We start from the raw sequence: 15,327 nt of genomic DNA, 5'->3' as shown, positions 1-15,327 counted from the left end.
GAGTTGCGGCCCGCGCCGTTGCGGGCGGTCAAACCGACACCTGGGTGCCGAGCTCGACCACGCGGCCGGGCGGAATGTGGAAGAAGTCGGTCGGATTGGCGGCGTTGCGCATCAGGAAGATGAACAGCCGGTCCTGCCACAGCGGCATGCCTTCGGTGGCGGACGGCACGACGGAGCGACGGCCCAGGAAGAAGCTGGTCGACATGATGTCGAACTTCAGCCCCTGCTTGCGGCACACGCCCAGCGCCTTGGGCACATTGGGCTGCTCCATGAAGCCGTAGGAGATGACCAGCTTCTTGAAGTCGTCCGAGATCGGCTCGATCGAGACCCGATTGGCCGGATCGACGCGGGGCCGGTCGGTGGTGCGCACCGTCAGGATGACGTTCTTCTCGTGCAGCACCTTGTTGTGCTTGAGATTGTGCATCAGGGCGACCGGGGCGATGTCCGGGTCGCTGGTCAGGAAGATGGCGGTGCCCGGAGCGCGGTGCGGCGGACGCGCGCGCAGCATCTCGATCAGGTCGACCAGCGGCAGGCTGTCCTTGCGGGTCTTGGCCGACAGGATCTGGGTGCCGCGCACCCAGGTCAGCATAAGCAGCAGCAGGCCGCCGCCCATCACCAGCGGGAACCAGGCGCCCTGCGGGATTTTCAGCATGTTCGAGGTCAGGAAGACCAGATCCAGCGCCACCAGCGGGCTGACCACCAGCAGGGACAGGGACAGGCGCCATTTCCACAGCTTGCGGACGATGAACCACGCCAGCAGGCTGTCGACGAACATCGAACCGGTCACGGCGATGCCGTAGGCCGCCGCCAGGGCCGTGGAGGTCTGGAAGGTGACCAGCAGCACCAGCACGCCCACCATCAGCAGCATGTTGACCGAGGGGACGAAGATCTGGCCGGCCTGGCTCTCGGAGGTGTTCAGGATCTGGATCCGCGGCAGCAGGCCCAGCTGGACCGCCTGCTGGGTCACGGAGAAGGCGCCGGTGATCACTGCCTGGGAGGCGATGACGGTGGCCACAGTGGCCATGATCAGGACCGGCCAGTAGGCCATTTCCGGGACCATCATCCAGAACGGGTTCTCGGCCGCCGCGCGGTTGTCCAGCACGAAGGCGCCCTGACCCAGATAGTTCAGCGTCAGGCAGGGCAGGACGAACCAGAGCCAGCCCTGACGGATCGGCGACTTTCCGAAATGCCCCATGTCCGCATAGAGCGCCTCGGCGCCGGTGACGGCCAGGAAGACGCTGCCGAGGATGACGAAGCCCAGGAAGCCGTTCGAGATCAGGAACATCACCCCGTAGTGCGGCGACAGGGCGCGCAGGATCGAGAGATCGTCGAAGATGTGCCACAGGCCGAGGGCGGCGAGGATCAGGAACCACACCGCCGTCAGCGGGCCGAAGAAACGGGCCACGCTGGCGGTGCCGCGCGACTGGATCAGGAACAGGGCGATCAGGATGCCGGCGGCGATCGGCACGACCAGGCTGTCCAGCCGACCGGACAGGCCCGGCGCGTCCCTCAGGCCCTCGACGGCCGACAGGACCGAAACCGCGGGCGTGATGACGCCGTCGCCGTAGAACAGGGCGGCGCCGCAGATGCCGAGAATGAAGATCAGCGCCGAACGTCGTCCGACCGCGCGCTGGGCCAGGGCCATCAGGGCCAGGGTGCCGCCCTCGCCCTTGTTGTCCGCCCGCATCAGGAAGACGACATACTTCAGCGTGACGACCAGGATCAGCGCCCAGAAAACCAGGGACACCACGCCCAGCACGGCCAGTTCCTCGGCCCCGCCGCTGCGGCTGTGATGCAGCGCCTCGCGCATCGCGTAGAGCGGGCTGGTGCCGATATCGCCGAACACCACGCCGATGGCGCCGATGATCAGGCCGAACTTTCCGGCCTGTCCGACGGCATGGCCATGGCCATGCCCGTCCGCTCCGGGAGCGGATGGAGTCTGTCCGTTGGTCTGATCGCCGGCGGCGCTCGCGCCGTCTTCACCTTGGGGAGAGGCCCCGACCATGAAGTTCCTCCGGGGCTCCGCTCTGCGCGGCCCCTTCAAAAGCCGCGAGCCTTTAGGCCCTTTCAACGGGGGTTTCAATCGTGCTGCAGGTGCGAAGGTTGCGTGCGTTTGTGAAACGCGTCCGGAATGCTTATTCTTGGGGTTGAAAAGAGCACCCATGTCCGACAGCCAACGATTCCCCGTCGCCGCCCATTCCCTGGCCTATCTGGCTCACAAGGGCGCCTACTCGCCGGCCGACGCCGCGCCGAGCGCGGTCCTGGCTGCCTCGGTGCCGACCAACCCCGTCGTGGTGCGTCGTGTGACCGCCCTGCTGGCCAAGGCGGGACTGATCGCGACCCGCCCCGGCGCGTCCGGCGGCGCGTGGCTGCTGCGGCGTCCGGAGGACATCCGCCTCGATGAGGTGCTGAAGGCCGTCAACGGTTGCGCCCACATCGGCTCGACCCCGGCGGGCGCTCGCGGCTGCCCGATCAGCGAGCATATTCCCCGTCAGGTGGCCAAGGCCCTGACCGCCGCCGACGAGGCGGCGACGGCGGCCCTGTCCAAGATCACCATCGCCGACCTGCTGGCCGAAAATCCGGCCTCGCTGGCGGGCTTCGCCCTGCACAAGTCCTGCCCCGTCGCCGCCTGAGCCGCGCGTGAACCCCGGACACCGTCGTACAGCCCTGATCACCGGCGCATCGGCGGGCATCGGCGCCGCCCTGGCGCGGGTCTACGCCGGCGAGGGCTGGGACCTGATCCTGACCGCCCGCCGCGAGGCGCCTCTTGAGGCGCTGGCTGAAGAGCTCCGCCGGATGGGTTGCGCCGTCACCGTGCTGACCGCCGATCTGGCGGACCCCGCCGCGCCGCGCGCCCTGTACGACGCCATCCTCGAGCGCGGCCTGATGGTTGACGCCCTGATCAACAATGCCGGCTTCAGCCGGACCGAGGGCTTCCTGCAGACCGATCCGGCCGATCATGCGGCCATGATCCGGGTGATGCTCAGCGCGCCGGTCGAACTGGCCCGTCTGTTTGCGCCGCACATGGTTGCGCGCAGCTATGGCCGGATCATCAATGTGGCCTCGCTGGCGGGGCGGATGCCCGCCACCGGCGGCGACACCCTGTACGGCCCGATCAAGAGCTTCCTGATCAAGGCCTCGCAGGGGCTGTATCTGGAGCTGAAGGATACGGGGGTGCACGTCACCGCCCTGTGCCCCGGCTACACCCTGACCGAGTTCCACGACGTCAACGGCACCCGCGAGGAGGTCTCGTCCGCCTATCCCGCCTGGATGTGGCAGACCGCCGAGCACGTCGCCCGCGTCGGCTATGACGCCGTCGAGGCCAACCGGCCGCAGGTCACGCCGGGGATCATGAACAACCTGCTGGCCGGTCTGGCCAAACACCTGCCCGACCGCATCGCCCTGAACATGGTCGGCGGCCACGCGAAGCGGCTGCAGCGGATCTAGGCGCCGGAAAGCAAAAGGGCCCGGCTCGAAGACCGAACCCTTTGGGCGCCAAACAAAAAGGCCCGGTCCGAAGACCGAGCCTTTTGCTGTTCCAAACTGGAGCGGGCGAGGCGATTCGAACGCCCGACCCTCACCTTGGCAAGGTGATGCTCTACCCCTGAGCTACGCCCGCGCTTCAGTTGGAGGCGGGCGTATAGCGGACGGTTTCGACATCCCGCAAGCCCCTTTTTGAAAAAACTGCGCTCAAGCAGCGAGCGACCGCGTCGCGAGCGTTAGCGCCCTCAACGAGGCGCCATCCGGATCGCGCCGTCCAGGCGGATGCATTCGCCGTTGATGTAGACGTTGCGGGCCAGCTCCAGCACCAGCGAGGCGTAGTCGGCGGGCGTGCCCAGACGGCTGGGGAAGGGGATGGCGGCGGCCAGGGCGTCCTGGATCTTCTGGTCCATGCCCGCCATCATCGGCGTCCACATGATGCCGGGCAGGATGGTGTTGCAGCGAACGCCTTCCTGGGCGAGGTCGCGGGCGATGGGCAGGGTCATGGCGTAGACGCCGCCCTTGGACGCCGAATAGGCCGCCTGGCCGATCTGGCCGTCCTGCGCCGCCACCGAGGCGGTGTTGACGATCAGGCCGCGCTCGCCGTCTTCCATCCGGTCCAGCGTCACCATGCCCGCCGCCGACTGGCTGAGGACGCGGAAGGTGCCGAACAGGTTCACGCGGACGGTGCGCTCGAAGGCCGCCATGTCGTGGGCGCGGATCTCGCCGGTGTCCTTCTTGCGGCTGACGGTCTTCTGGCCGGTGGCGATGCCGGCGCAGTTGACCGTCAGACGCTCCTGGCCGTGGGCGGCGCGGGCCTTGGCGAAGGCGGCGGCGACGCTCTCGTCGTCGGTCACGTCCACCTTGCAGAAGACGCCGCCGATCTCTTTCGCGATCTCCTCGCCCTTTTCCTCGTTGAGGTCGAACAGGGCGACCTTGGCGCCGGTGGCGGCGATGGCGCGGGCGGCGCCTGCACCGAGGCCCGAGGCCCCGCCGGTGACCACCGCGGCGATGCTGCTGTCGAGTTTCATGTCCTGAGCCCCTATCTGTTGTTCTGAACCGAGTATGTCGCGGGGGATTTAGCCGCCATGACCACCAATGCCAAACCTGCCGCCGGGGCAGCCAACCCCGAAAATGCGCTGGACCCCTCCCACGCTCTCGTTCCGGCCGTGCAGAAGGTGAACGAGGCGCGGGTCCGGCGCGGCTTCTGGCCCAAGATCCGGCGGACGGCGGCGCGGATCCCCTTCGCCGATCAGGTGCTGTCGGTCTGGTACGCCGCGCGCGACCCGGAGACCCCGCCTGCGGCCAAGGGGATCATGCTGGGCGCTCTGGCCTATTTCGTCCTGCCGACGGACGCCATTCCCGACATCTTCGCCGTGATCGGCTTTACCGATGACGCCGCCGTCTTCGCGGCCCTGCTGGCCACCTTGGGGGCCAACATCAAGGCGCGGCACCGGGAACTGGCCCGGACCGCGCTGGATCATCTGAAGGCGGAGGACTGAGCGGCGCTCAGTCCTCGATGGTCACCACCACCTTGCCCATCACCGAGCGGTCGCCCAGCGCCTGGATGGCCTCGTGGGCGCGTTCCAGCGGGAGGGTGCGGCTGATGCGCGGCCTGATCTTGCCCTCGCTCCAGAACCGGAACAGGTCGGCCATATTGGCGACGTGGCCGGCCGGGTCGCGGGCGACGGCGGCGCCCCAGAAGACGCCGATCACCGACACCGACTTGAGCAGGGTCAGGTTCAGCGGCAGGGACGGGATGCCCGCCGGGAAGCCGACCACCAGATAGCGGCCGTTCCAGTCCATGGCGCGCAGGGCCGGCTCGCAGTAGTCGCCGCCGACGCCGTCATAGACCACATCCGGACCGTCCCGGCCCGAGGCCAGCTTCAGTTCACCCGACAGCTCCTTCTGGGCCGCCTTGTCCATCTTGCCCGAGGGATAGATCAGGCCGTTGTCGGCCCCGGCGTCGAGGGCGAACTGGACCTTGTCGTTGGTCGAGGCGGCGGCGATGACGTGCGCGCCCATGGCCTTGCCCAGCTCGACGGCGGCGACGCCGACCCCGCCCGCGGCGCCCAGCACCAACAGGCTCTCGCCGGCCTTCAGCTGCGCCCGGTCCTTCAGGGCGTAGTAGGAGGTGCCGTAGGTCATCACCAGCGAGGCGGCGGTGGGGAAGTCCATGTCGTCGGGGATCTTGATCACCGAGGCGGCGGGTACGGCCAGCCGCTCCACCATGCCGCCCCAGCCGGGCACGGCGATGACCCGGTCGCCCTTCAGCAGGCCCTTCACGCCCTCGCCGACCGCCTCGATGACGCCGGCGACCTCACCGCCCGGCGAGAAGGGCCGCTGCGGCCTGAACTGGTATTTGTCCTCGATGATCAGGGTGTCGGGGAAGTTGACCCCGATGGCCTTCACCTCGATCACCACCTCGCCCTTCTGCGGGCGGGGGTCCAGAACCTCCTCGACGACCAGGGTTTCGGGGCCGCCGGGGGCTTTCGACAGAACAGCGCGCATGGTGGGTCCTTTTGGGATCGGTGCGCTCGCCCCCGTGGCGCTCGCCTTCCCGGAACGCTAAGCAGCGGCACGCCCGTTGAAAAGAGGCGATCAGGAGACGAACGGAATGACGGCCCTCATCCTTCACGGCGGCGCGGGCGCTCGGCGCGAGCGCAACTATGACGCCGAGGTCGTGCACATGCGAGAGGTGGTCGAGGCCATGAAGGCCCGGCTCGACGCGGGCGAGAGCGCGCTGGACGTCGCCGTGGCGGCGGTGGTGATGCTGGAGGACTCGGGCCTCTATGTCGCCGGGCGCGGGGCCTCGCCCAATCTGGCCGGGGCCTATGAGCTGGACGCCAGCCTCATGGACGGGGCGACGAAACGGGCGGGCGCCGTGGCGGCCCTGCAGGGCTTCCGCAATCCGGTGGTGGCCGCGCGGGCGGTGATGGACAAGACCCCGCACGTCATGCTGGCGGGCGAGGGCGCGGCCCTGTTCGCGCTGGATCAGGGGCTGGAGCCGATCGCCGATGAGGAGGCCTGGTTCACCCGCGCGGGCAAGGGCGAGGACAACCATCCGCCGGGCACGCTGAGCCACGGCACGGTCGGCTGCTGCGTGCTGGACGCCGAGGGCCGTCTGGCCGCCGCCACCTCGACCGCCGGGGTGTTCGGCAAGCTGCCCGGGCGCGTCGGCGACACCCCCATCCCCGCCGCCGGGACCTGGGCCGACAGCCATGTCGCCGCCTCCGGGACCGGGCAGGGCGAGTATTTCATCCGGGTCGCCGCGACGGCCCAGACCGCCTGGCGGGTGGCCGCGGGTCAACCGTTGAGCGCGGCCGCGCAGGCCGTCATCGACGAGATCGGCGCCATGGGCGGCGACGGCGGCCTGATCGCCCTTGATCGCGACGGCAATATCGCCGCCCCCTTCAACAGCCAGGGTATGAAGCGGGCTTGGCTGACCCCGGCCGGAGAGATCGGGGTCGAGGTGTTCGGGCGGTGACCGACTATTTTACCCGGGTATAAACGGTCTCGCGCAAAAACACCGTCCAGACCGTCCAGATTGTCTATCGCCCCCGGCTTCATCACGGCCGGCACTGTCGCATGCCGGTGCGTCAGAAACGGACGCGTCGGACGGCCGCGCGCGGAGGGCCGGCTCGCCGGGTGACGTGACGGCGCCTGTTCCGCAGACGACACAGACCGGGATCGGATCGGGCGCTCGTGTTGCGGCGCCGGGTCTTATGTGGGAAAGCCCGCGCGCGGTTTTGACGGGCCGGTGGCCGGTTTGATCGCGACTGGATCAAGGACGCCCCCGCCATGCTCGAAGCCTACCGCTCCCACGTCGCCGAACGCGCCGCGCTCGGCATTCCGCCGCTGCCGCTGTCGGCCGAACAGACCGCGGACCTGATCGAGCTGATCAAGGCGCCGCCGGCCGGCGAGTCGGAGCAGGAACTGCTGGATCTGCTGACTCACCGCGTGCCGCCCGGCGTGGACGACGCCGCCAAGGTCAAGGCGTCCTTCCTGTCGGCCGTGGCGCATGGCGATTTCGCCGTTCCGTCGCTGTCGCGGGAGCGCGCGACGGAGCTGCTGGGCACCATGGTCGGCGGCTATAACGTCAAGCCGCTGATCGACCTGCTGACCGATGCGACGGTGGGCGCCGTCGCCGCCGAGGGTCTGAAGAAGACCCTGCTGATGTTCGACTTCTTCCATGACGTCGCCGAACTGGCCAAGGGCGGCAACGCCAACGCCCAGGCGGTGATCCAGTCCTGGGCCGACGCTGAATGGTTCACCTCGCGCGACAAGGTCGCCGAGAAGATCACCGTCACCGTCTTCAAGGTGACCGGCGAGACCAACACCGACGACCTGTCGCCGGCGCCTGACGCCTGGTCGCGCCCGGACATTCCGCTGCACTATCTGGCCATGCTGAAGAACGCGCGCCCGGGCATCACGCCGGAGCAGGACGGCGTGCGCGGTCCGATGCAGTTCATCGAGGACCTGAAGGCCAGGGGCCATCTGGTCGCCTATGTCGGCGACGTGGTCGGCACCGGCTCGTCGCGCAAGTCGGCGACCAACAGCGTGATCTGGGCCACCGGCGAGGACATCCCCTTCGTGCCCAACAAGCGCTTCGGCGGCGTGACCCTGGGCGGCAAGATCGCCCCGATCTTCTTCAACACCCAGGAAGACTCCGGCGCCCTGCCGATCGAGGTCGACGTCTCGAACCTGAACATGGGCGATGTCATCGACATCTATCCCTATGCCGGGAAGATCGAGAAGGACGGGCAGACCGTCGCCGGCTTCGAGCTGAAGTCGCAGGTCCTGCTGGACGAGGTGCAGGCCGGCGGCCGCATCAACCTGATCATCGGCCGTTCGCTGACCGCCCGCGCCCGTGAGGCCCTGGGCCTGCCGGCCTCGAACGCCTTCCGCCTGCCGGTCACCCCGGAAGACAGCGGCAAGGGCTACACCCTGGCCCAGAAGATGGTCGGCCGCGCCTGCGGCCTGCCGGAAGGCCAGGGCATCCGTCCGGGCACCTATTGCGAGCCCCGGATGACCACGGTCGGCTCGCAGGACACCACCGGCCCGATGACCCGCGACGAGCTGAAGGATCTGGCCTGCCTCGGCTTCTCGGCCGACATGGTCATGCAGTCCTTCTGCCACACCGCCGCCTATCCGAAGCCTGTCGACGTCAAGACGCACCGCGAACTGCCTGCCTTCATCTCGAACCGTGGCGGCGTGGCCCTGCGTCCGGGCGACGGCGTGATCCACTCGTGGCTGAACCGCCTGCTGCTGCCGGACACCGTCGGCACCGGCGGCGACAGCCACACCCGCTTCCCGATCGGGATTTCGTTCCCGGCCGGCTCGGGTCTGGTGGCCTTCGGGGCCGCCACCGGCGTCATGCCGCTGGACATGCCGGAATCGATCCTGGTCCGCTTCAAGGGCGAGCTGCAGCCGGGCATCACCCTGCGCGACCTGGTCCACGCCATCCCCTACTACGCCATCAAGGCCGGGCTGCTGACGGTGGCCAAGGCCGGCAAGATCAACGCCTTCTCGGGCCGTATCCTCGAGATCGAGGGCCTGCCTGACCTGAAGGTCGAACAGGCGTTTGAACTGACCGACGCCTCGGCCGAGCGTTCGGCGGCGGGCTGCACCGTCAAGCTGAACAAGGCGCCGATCATCGAGTACATGACCTCGAACATCGTGCTCATGAAGAACATGATCGCCGACGGTTACGCCGACGCCCGCACCCTGCAGCGCCGGATCGACGCCATGGAGGCCTGGCTGGCCGCCCCGACCCTGCTCGAGGCCGACGCCGACGCTGAATACGCCCATGTCATCGAGATCGATCTGGCCGAGGTGACCGAGCCGGTCCTGTGCGCCCCGAACGACCCCGACGACGCGCGCCTGCTGTCCGAGGTTCAGGAGACCCCGATCGACGAGGTCTTCATCGGCTCGTGCATGACCAACATCGGCCACTTCCGCGCGGCCTCGCTGCTGCTGAAGGGCAAGAAGGACATCCCGACCCGCCTTTGGGTCGCCCCGCCGACCAAGATGGACGCCTCGGAACTGACGAAGGAGGGTCATTACTCGACCCTCGGCGGCGCCGGCGCCCGCATGGAGATGCCGGGCTGTTCGCTGTGCATGGGCAACCAGGCCCAGGTGAAGGAAGGCGCGACCGTGGTCTCGACCTCGACCCGCAACTTCCCCAACCGTCTGGGCAAGGGCTCGAACGTCTATCTGGCCTCGGCCGAACTGGCGGCCGTGGCTTCCAAGCTGGGCCGCATCCCGACCGTGGCCGAGTACATGACCGAGATGGGCGTCATCGACGCCGACCGCGCCGAGGTCTACCGCTACATGAATTTCGACCAGATCCCCGAATACGCGGATCGCGTCGCCGCCGAGTAGGGGCGGGGCTCAGTCGGGAACGACAGGGGGCCGGCGGAGCGATCCGCCGGCCCTTTCTGTTGGCGGAGCCGGGTGTCGGGCTTCAAGACCCCCTTCACCGCTTCGCGGTCCCCCTCCCCACGGAGCGGGGAGAAGACGGTCCGGATACGAAAAAGGCCGGCGGAGCGATCCGCCGGCCTTTCCATTTCAACGCCTGAAGCCGCGCCTTATTCGGCCGCTTCACCGCCGGCCAGGTTGCGCAGGACGTAGGGCATGACGCCGCCGGCGCGCAGGTATTCCAGCTCGGTCTGGTTGTCGATGCGGCAGCGGACCGGGAAGCGGGCCATCTTGCCGTCCGACGGACGGAACAGCTCGACCCACAGGTCCTGACGCGGCTTCAGCTTGCCGATGTTGGCGTCGGTCAGGCCGCGGATGGTGACGATCTCCTCGCCGGTCAGGCCCAGCTTGTGCCAGCCGTCCTGCTTGAACTGCAGCGGCACGACGCCCATGCCGACCAGGTTCGAGCGGTGGATGCGCTCGAAGCTCTCGGCGATGACAGCGCGGACGCCCAGCAGGTTGGTGCCCTTGGCGGCCCAGTCACGCGACGAACCGGTGCCGTATTCCTTGCCGGCGAAGACGACCAGCGGACGGCCTTCCGACTGGTAGCGCATGGCCGCGTCATAGATCGACATGACGTCGCCCGACGGGAAGTGTTTGGTGACGCCGCCCTCGATCTCCGGGGTGATCTTGTTGCGGATGCGGATGTTGGCGAAGGTGCCGCGCATCATGACTTCGTGGTGGCCGCGGCGGGCGCCGTAGCTGTTGAAGTCCAGGGCGTCGACGCCGTGGTTGGTCAGCCACTGACCGGCGGGCGAGGTCTTCTTGATCGAGCCGGCCGGCGAGATGTGGTCGGTGGTGATCGAGTCGCCGAAGATGGCCAGCACGCGGCCCTCGACGATGTCCTGGACCGGCTTCGGCTCCATGGACAGGCCTTCGAAATACGGCGGGTTGGCGACGTAGGTCGAGCTGTCGTCCCAGGTGTAGGTCTGGCCGCCCGAGACCTGGATCGCCTGCCAGTGCTTGTCGCCCTTGAAGACGTCCTTGTAGCGCTTGGCGAACATGGCCGGGGTCACCGACTTGCGCTGGATGTCGGCGACTTCCTGCGCGGTCGGCCAGACGTCCTTCAGGAAGACGTCATTGCCCTTCTTGTCCTGGCCGATCGGGTCCTTGGTGATGTCGATGCGCATCGAACCGGCCAGGGCGTAGGCGACGACCAGCGGCGGCGAGGCCAGGTAGTTGGCCTGGACGTCCGGGTTCACGCGGCCCTCGAAGTTGCGGTTGCCCGACAGGACCGAGGTGGCGACGATGCCGTTCTCGTTGATGGCCTTCGAGATCGCCGGATCCAGCGGGCCCGAGTTGCCGATGCAGGTGGTGCAGCCGTAGCCCACCAGGTTGAAGCCGATGGCGTCCAGGTCCTTCTGCAGGCCGGCGTCGGTCAGATAGTCGGTGACGACCTGCGAGCCGGGGGCCAGCGAGGTCTTGACCCAGGGCTTGGGCTTCAGGCCCAGCGCATGCGCCTTGCGGGCCACCAGACCGGCGGCGATCAGGACCGACGGGTTGGAGGTGTTGGTGCAGGAGGTGATGGCGGCGATCACGACGTCGCCGTCGCCGACCGAGAATTTCTCACCCTCGACATCGGCGCGCGGGGCGTCGGCGGCGCGGGCGAAGGTCCCGGTCAGGTGGCCTTCGAACTCGGGGGCGGCGGTGGTCAGTTCAACGCGGTCCTGCGGACGCTTCGGACCGGCCAGCGACGGCACGACCGAGGCCAGGTCCAGCTCCAGGGTGTCGGTGAAGACCGGATCTTCCGAGGTTTCGTCGATCCACAGGCCCTGGGCCTTGGCGTAGGCCTCGACCAAGGCGACGCGCGCCTTGTCCCGGCCGGTGGCGGCCAGGAAGTCGATGGTCGCCTGCGAGACCGGGAAGAAGCCGCAGGTGGCGCCGTATTCCGGGGCCATGTTGGCGATGGTCGCCTGGTCTTCCAGGGTCAGGCCGGTCAGGGCGTCGCCGAAGAATTCGACGAATTTGCCGACCACGCCCTTCTTGCGCAGCATCTGGGTGACGGTGAGCACCAGGTCGGTGGCGGTCGCGCCTTCCGGCAGCTTGCCGGTCAGCTTGAAGCCGATCACTTCGGGGATCAGCATCGGGATCGGCTGGCCCAGCATGGCGGCTTCAGCCTCGATGCCGCCGACGCCCCAGCCCAGAACGGCCAGGCCGTTGATCATGGTGGTGTGGCTGTCGGTGCCGACCACGGTGTCCGGATAGGCGACGGTCTTCTTGCCCTCCTCCAGCGTCCAGACGGTCTGGGCCAGGTTTTCCAGGTTCACCTGGTGGCAGATGCCGGTGCCCGGGGGCACGACGCGGAAATTGTTGAAGGCCGACGAGCCCCAGCGCAGGAAGTTGTAGCGCTCGATGTTGCGCTCGTACTCGCGCTCGACGTTCTGGTTGAAGGCCTTGGCGGTGCCGAAATGGTCGACCATCACCGAGTGGTCGATGACCAGATCGACCGGGACCAGCGGGTTGATCTTGGTGGCGTCGGCGCCGAGCTTGGCCATGGCGTCACGCATGGCGGCCAGGTCGACAACGGCCGGAACGCCGGTGAAGTCCTGCATCAGCACGCGGGCCGGGCGGAAGGCGATCTCGTGCTCGACCGAGCCCTTGTTCTCGATCCAGGCGGCGACGGCCTTGAGGTCGGCCTCGGTCACCGAGACGCCGTCCTCGTTGCGCAGCAGGTTCTCCAGCAGCACCTTCATCGAGCGCGGCAGGCGGGAAATCCCGGCCAGACCGGCTTCCTCGGCGGCGGGAAGGCTGTAATAGGCGTATTTCTTGCGCCCGACGGAGAGGTCCTGGCGGGTCTTGAGGCTGTCAATCGACGGCATGGAGAGTTTTCCTCTGGTCAAAGCCGCCCGACAATCCGGTTGCACGTTCGCGCGATCGACGGCGGGACTCACAGGGTCCCGACGCGCGCGGCGGACGCCTGCTGCGGCGTCCGGGGATATAGCGAGGGTTCCCGTCCCCGTCCATGAATCCATGACGTCGGCAGGGGCATTGATAGCGGCTCGCAACTGGGGGGCGGGCCAATGATCGTCGTCGAAGGTCTGGCCCTTTCCCGCGGCGAGCGGGTTCTGTTCAGAAATCTATCATTTTCCGTAGCTTCCGGTGAAGCTGTGGCCCTGACCGGCGCCAATGGCGCCGGCAAGACCAGCCTGTTGCGGGCGCTCGCGGGCTTTCTGCGACCGGACGCCGGCGGCGTCGCCTTCGCCGACGTCGAGGCGGACGAGGCGCGGACGAAACACCTGCACTGGCTCGGTCATCAGGACGGGCTGAAGGGCGCCCGCCGGGCGCGCGAGGAGCTGGCCTTCCAGGGCCGCTGGCTGGGCGCGACCGCCGACGGGATCGCCGCCGCGGTCGATGTGCTGGCGCTGGAGCCCCTGCTGGATCTCGAGGTGCGCAAGCTGTCGGCGGGACAGAGGCGACGGCTGGCCTTTGCGCGCCTGATCGCCGTCCAGCGTCCGATCTGGCTGCTGGACGAGCCGCTCAGTCCGCTCGACGCCCGCTGGCGCGGGGCCCTGGGCCTGCTGATGCAGGCGCATCTGGACCGGGGCGGCTGCATCCTGGCCGCGGTCCATGATCCGCTGCCGGTCGCGGCCCGGGCGCTGGATCTGGGAGCGGGACGATGAAGCCGCTGCTGACCCTCTGGCGTCGGGAGCTGTCGCTGGCCTGGGCGGGCGGCGGCGGGCCCTTGCTGGCCTGCGGTTTCTTCCTGTGCCTGACGGTGCTGGTGCCTCTGGCCTCGGGCAGCGATCCGGCGGCGTTGAGACCGATCGCGGGCGGCGTCGCCTGGGTGGCGCTGGCGGTGTCCTCGATCCTGTCGCTGGAACGGCTGTTCGAACGGGATTTCGAGGACGGGACCCTGGACCTGCTGGCGCTCGGCCCCGCGCCGCTGGAGCTGACGGTGCTCGCCAAGGCCAAGGCGCAATGGCTGGCGGTCGGCGGGCCTCTGGCGGTGGCCGCGCCGGTGGCGGCGATCACCCTGGGGTTGCCGGTCTCGCTGGCGCCGCTGGCCATCCTGGCGGCGCTGATCGGCGGGCTCGGCTTCGCCCTGACCGGCGCCCTGGGCGCAGCCCTGTCGCTGGGGTCGAAGCGCGGCGGCCTGCTGATCGCCGTGGTCGTCCTGCCCCTGTTCATCCCCCCCGTCGTCTTCGGCTCGGGCGCGCTGGAGCGGGCGGCGAACGGCCAGTCGCCGGCGCCGGCCCTGGCCTTCCTGGTCGCCTATGTGCTGTTCGCGGCCGTGGTCACGCCTCTGGCCGGGGCGGCCGCCATCCGGAACGCCCAGGGCTGACCGGCGGGGCTCAGGCCTTCTTGACGAACTCGGTGCGCAGGACGAGGCCGCGCACCTTCTCGACATTGGCCTCGATCTCGTCGGGATCGCCGGTCAGGCGGATGTTCTTGACCATGGTGCCGCGCTTCAGCGTCACGCCGCCCGAGCCCTTGACCTTCAGGTCCTTGATCAGCGTCACGCTGTCGCCGTCGCTCAGGATGTTGCCGTTGGAATCCCGGGTCACGTCGTCGGTCATGGTCGGTCCTCGATCTGTGGGGGATGCTCTGGCACGCCGACCGGTCAAGCTTCAAGCCGCGGGGTGCGATTTGGCCGCGAAACCCCGAGTAGCGCGCCGTGCGATCAGGGATTAAAGAGCGCCGATCATGTTCGGCCTCGCCAATCCCGACCGGTTCGCCCGCTTCACCCGTCCGCTCGTGCCGGTGTTGTGGGTGGCCGCCGCCGTCCTGCTGCTGGCGGGAAGCTGGTTCAGCTTCGTCGCGCCGGAGGATTACCAGCAGGGCGACACCGTGCGGATCATGTTCGTCCACGTTCCGGCGGCGTCGGTCGGGCTGATGATCTACGGCGCGCTGGGGGTTTCGAGCTTCTTCGCCCTCGTCTTCCGCCACCCGCTGGCCGACGCCGCCGCCCGCGCCGCCGCCCTGCCGGGCGCGGCCTACACCCTTCTCGCGCTGGTCACCGGCAGCCTGTGGGGCAAGCCGATGTGGGGGAGCTGGTGGGAATGGGGCGACGCCCGGCTGATGTCGGTTCTGGTGCTGTTCCTCTTCTACCTCGGCTACATGGCGCTGCGCGCCTCGATTGATGACGAGCAGAAGGCCGCCCGCGCCGCCGCCGTCCTGGGTCTGGTGGGCCTGATCAACCTGCCGATCGTGAAATTCTCGGTGGACTGGTGGAACACCCTGCACCAGCCCGCGTCGCTGATACGGGCGGACGGCCCCTCCATGCCGCCGGTCTTCCTGACGCCGTTGCTGACCATGATGGCGGCCTATCTTGTCCTGTTTCTCGCCCTGTGGCTGACCGCCATCCGGACGGAAATCGTGCGGCGGCGGGTTGTGGCGATCCGCGCCCGCCGGGCGCTGGAGGCCTGA

At 68.6% G+C, this 15,327-nt stretch carries 13 protein-coding genes and 1 tRNA gene; 8 read left to right on the top strand and 6 right to left on the bottom strand.

Annotated features, from left to right (window positions below):
- Positions 1 to 28 precede the first annotated feature (28 nt).
- The gene (locus ACLQ7T_RS05085; RefSeq protein ID WP_420478437.1) at positions 29 to 2,005 is read right to left on the bottom strand and encodes a potassium transporter Kup; all 1,977 of its coding nucleotides are present in this window, start codon (positions 2,003 to 2,005) and stop codon (positions 29 to 31) included.
- 157 nt (positions 2,006 to 2,162) lie between these two features.
- Here ACLQ7T_RS05085 and ACLQ7T_RS05080 point away from each other — a divergent pair, with 157 nt between their 5' ends.
- Together ACLQ7T_RS05080 and ACLQ7T_RS05075 are read left to right on the top strand one after the other, a co-directional pair.
- The gene (locus ACLQ7T_RS05080) at positions 2,163 to 2,633 is read left to right on the top strand and encodes an Rrf2 family transcriptional regulator (RefSeq protein ID WP_420478436.1); all 471 of its coding nucleotides are present in this window, start codon (positions 2,163 to 2,165) and stop codon (positions 2,631 to 2,633) included.
- A 7-nt stretch (positions 2,634 to 2,640) separates the two neighbouring features.
- The gene (locus ACLQ7T_RS05075; RefSeq protein ID WP_420478435.1) at positions 2,641 to 3,447 is read left to right on the top strand and encodes an SDR family NAD(P)-dependent oxidoreductase; all 807 of its coding nucleotides are present in this window, start codon (positions 2,641 to 2,643) and stop codon (positions 3,445 to 3,447) included.
- A gap of 97 nt (positions 3,448 to 3,544) precedes the next feature.
- Here the strand turns inward: ACLQ7T_RS05075 and ACLQ7T_RS05070 are convergent.
- A tRNA-Gly gene (locus ACLQ7T_RS05070) sits at positions 3,545 to 3,619 on the bottom strand.
- A gap of 109 nt (positions 3,620 to 3,728) precedes the next feature.
- Positions 3,729 to 4,511, bottom strand: a complete 783-nt coding sequence (locus tag ACLQ7T_RS05065) for an SDR family NAD(P)-dependent oxidoreductase (RefSeq protein ID WP_420478434.1) — start codon at positions 4,509 to 4,511, stop codon at positions 3,729 to 3,731.
- A 57-nt stretch (positions 4,512 to 4,568) separates the two neighbouring features.
- Here ACLQ7T_RS05065 and ACLQ7T_RS05060 point away from each other — a divergent pair, with 57 nt between their 5' ends.
- Positions 4,569 to 4,982: a YkvA family protein gene (locus ACLQ7T_RS05060; protein ID WP_420478433.1), complete on the top strand. Its 414-nt coding sequence runs from the start codon at positions 4,569 to 4,571 to the stop codon at positions 4,980 to 4,982.
- A gap of 7 nt (positions 4,983 to 4,989) precedes the next feature.
- Here ACLQ7T_RS05060 and ACLQ7T_RS05055 read toward each other — a convergent pair whose 3' ends face one another.
- Positions 4,990 to 5,991 carry an NADPH:quinone oxidoreductase family protein gene (locus ACLQ7T_RS05055; protein ID WP_420478432.1) on the bottom strand — a complete coding sequence of 334 codons (1,002 nt, stop codon included), beginning with the start codon at positions 5,989 to 5,991 and terminating at the stop codon, positions 4,990 to 4,992.
- Between the two features lie 106 nt (positions 5,992 to 6,097).
- On the opposite strand from ACLQ7T_RS05055, the gene ACLQ7T_RS05050 reads away from it, so the two are divergent.
- Both ACLQ7T_RS05050 and acnB read left to right on the top strand, forming a co-directional pair.
- Positions 6,098 to 6,967, top strand: coding sequence for an isoaspartyl peptidase/L-asparaginase family protein (locus ACLQ7T_RS05050; RefSeq protein WP_420478431.1), 870 nt, complete (start codon positions 6,098 to 6,100; stop codon positions 6,965 to 6,967).
- A gap of 314 nt (positions 6,968 to 7,281) precedes the next feature.
- Positions 7,282 to 9,864, top strand: a complete 2,583-nt coding sequence (acnB, locus tag ACLQ7T_RS05045; protein ID WP_420478430.1) for a bifunctional aconitate hydratase 2/2-methylisocitrate dehydratase — start codon at positions 7,282 to 7,284, stop codon at positions 9,862 to 9,864.
- 206 nt (positions 9,865 to 10,070) lie between these two features.
- Here acnB and acnA read toward each other — a convergent pair whose 3' ends face one another.
- Positions 10,071 to 12,779: an aconitate hydratase AcnA gene (acnA, locus tag ACLQ7T_RS05040; RefSeq protein ID WP_420470174.1), complete on the bottom strand. Its 2,709-nt coding sequence runs from the start codon at positions 12,777 to 12,779 to the stop codon at positions 10,071 to 10,073.
- Positions 12,780 to 12,980: 201 nt separating this feature from the next.
- Between acnA and ccmA the strand changes: the two genes are divergently transcribed.
- Entirely contained in the window at positions 12,981 to 13,580 is a 600-nt protein-coding gene (ccmA, locus tag ACLQ7T_RS05035; RefSeq protein ID WP_420478429.1) for a heme ABC exporter ATP-binding protein CcmA, read from the top strand.
- Positions 13,577 to 14,242: a heme exporter protein CcmB gene (gene ccmB, locus ACLQ7T_RS05030; protein ID WP_420478428.1), complete on the top strand. Its 666-nt coding sequence runs from the start codon at positions 13,577 to 13,579 to the stop codon at positions 14,240 to 14,242. The genes ccmA and ccmB overlap by 4 nt, the downstream gene beginning before the upstream one ends.
- A gap of 10 nt (positions 14,243 to 14,252) precedes the next feature.
- On the opposite strand, the gene ACLQ7T_RS05025 is transcribed toward ccmB, so the two are convergent.
- Positions 14,253 to 14,477 (bottom strand): alkylphosphonate utilization protein, encoded by a 225-nt coding sequence (locus ACLQ7T_RS05025; RefSeq protein WP_420470177.1) that lies wholly within the window; start codon positions 14,475 to 14,477, stop codon positions 14,253 to 14,255.
- A gap of 127 nt (positions 14,478 to 14,604) precedes the next feature.
- Here ACLQ7T_RS05025 and ACLQ7T_RS05020 point away from each other — a divergent pair, with 127 nt between their 5' ends.
- Entirely contained in the window at positions 14,605 to 15,327 is a 723-nt protein-coding gene (locus ACLQ7T_RS05020; RefSeq protein ID WP_420478427.1) for a heme ABC transporter permease, read from the top strand.

This window comes from Brevundimonas sediminis (assembly GCF_048799765.1).
Taxonomy (GTDB): Bacteria; Pseudomonadota; Alphaproteobacteria; order Caulobacterales; family Caulobacteraceae; genus Brevundimonas.
This window is presented reverse-complemented; position numbering and strand designations above follow the sequence as displayed.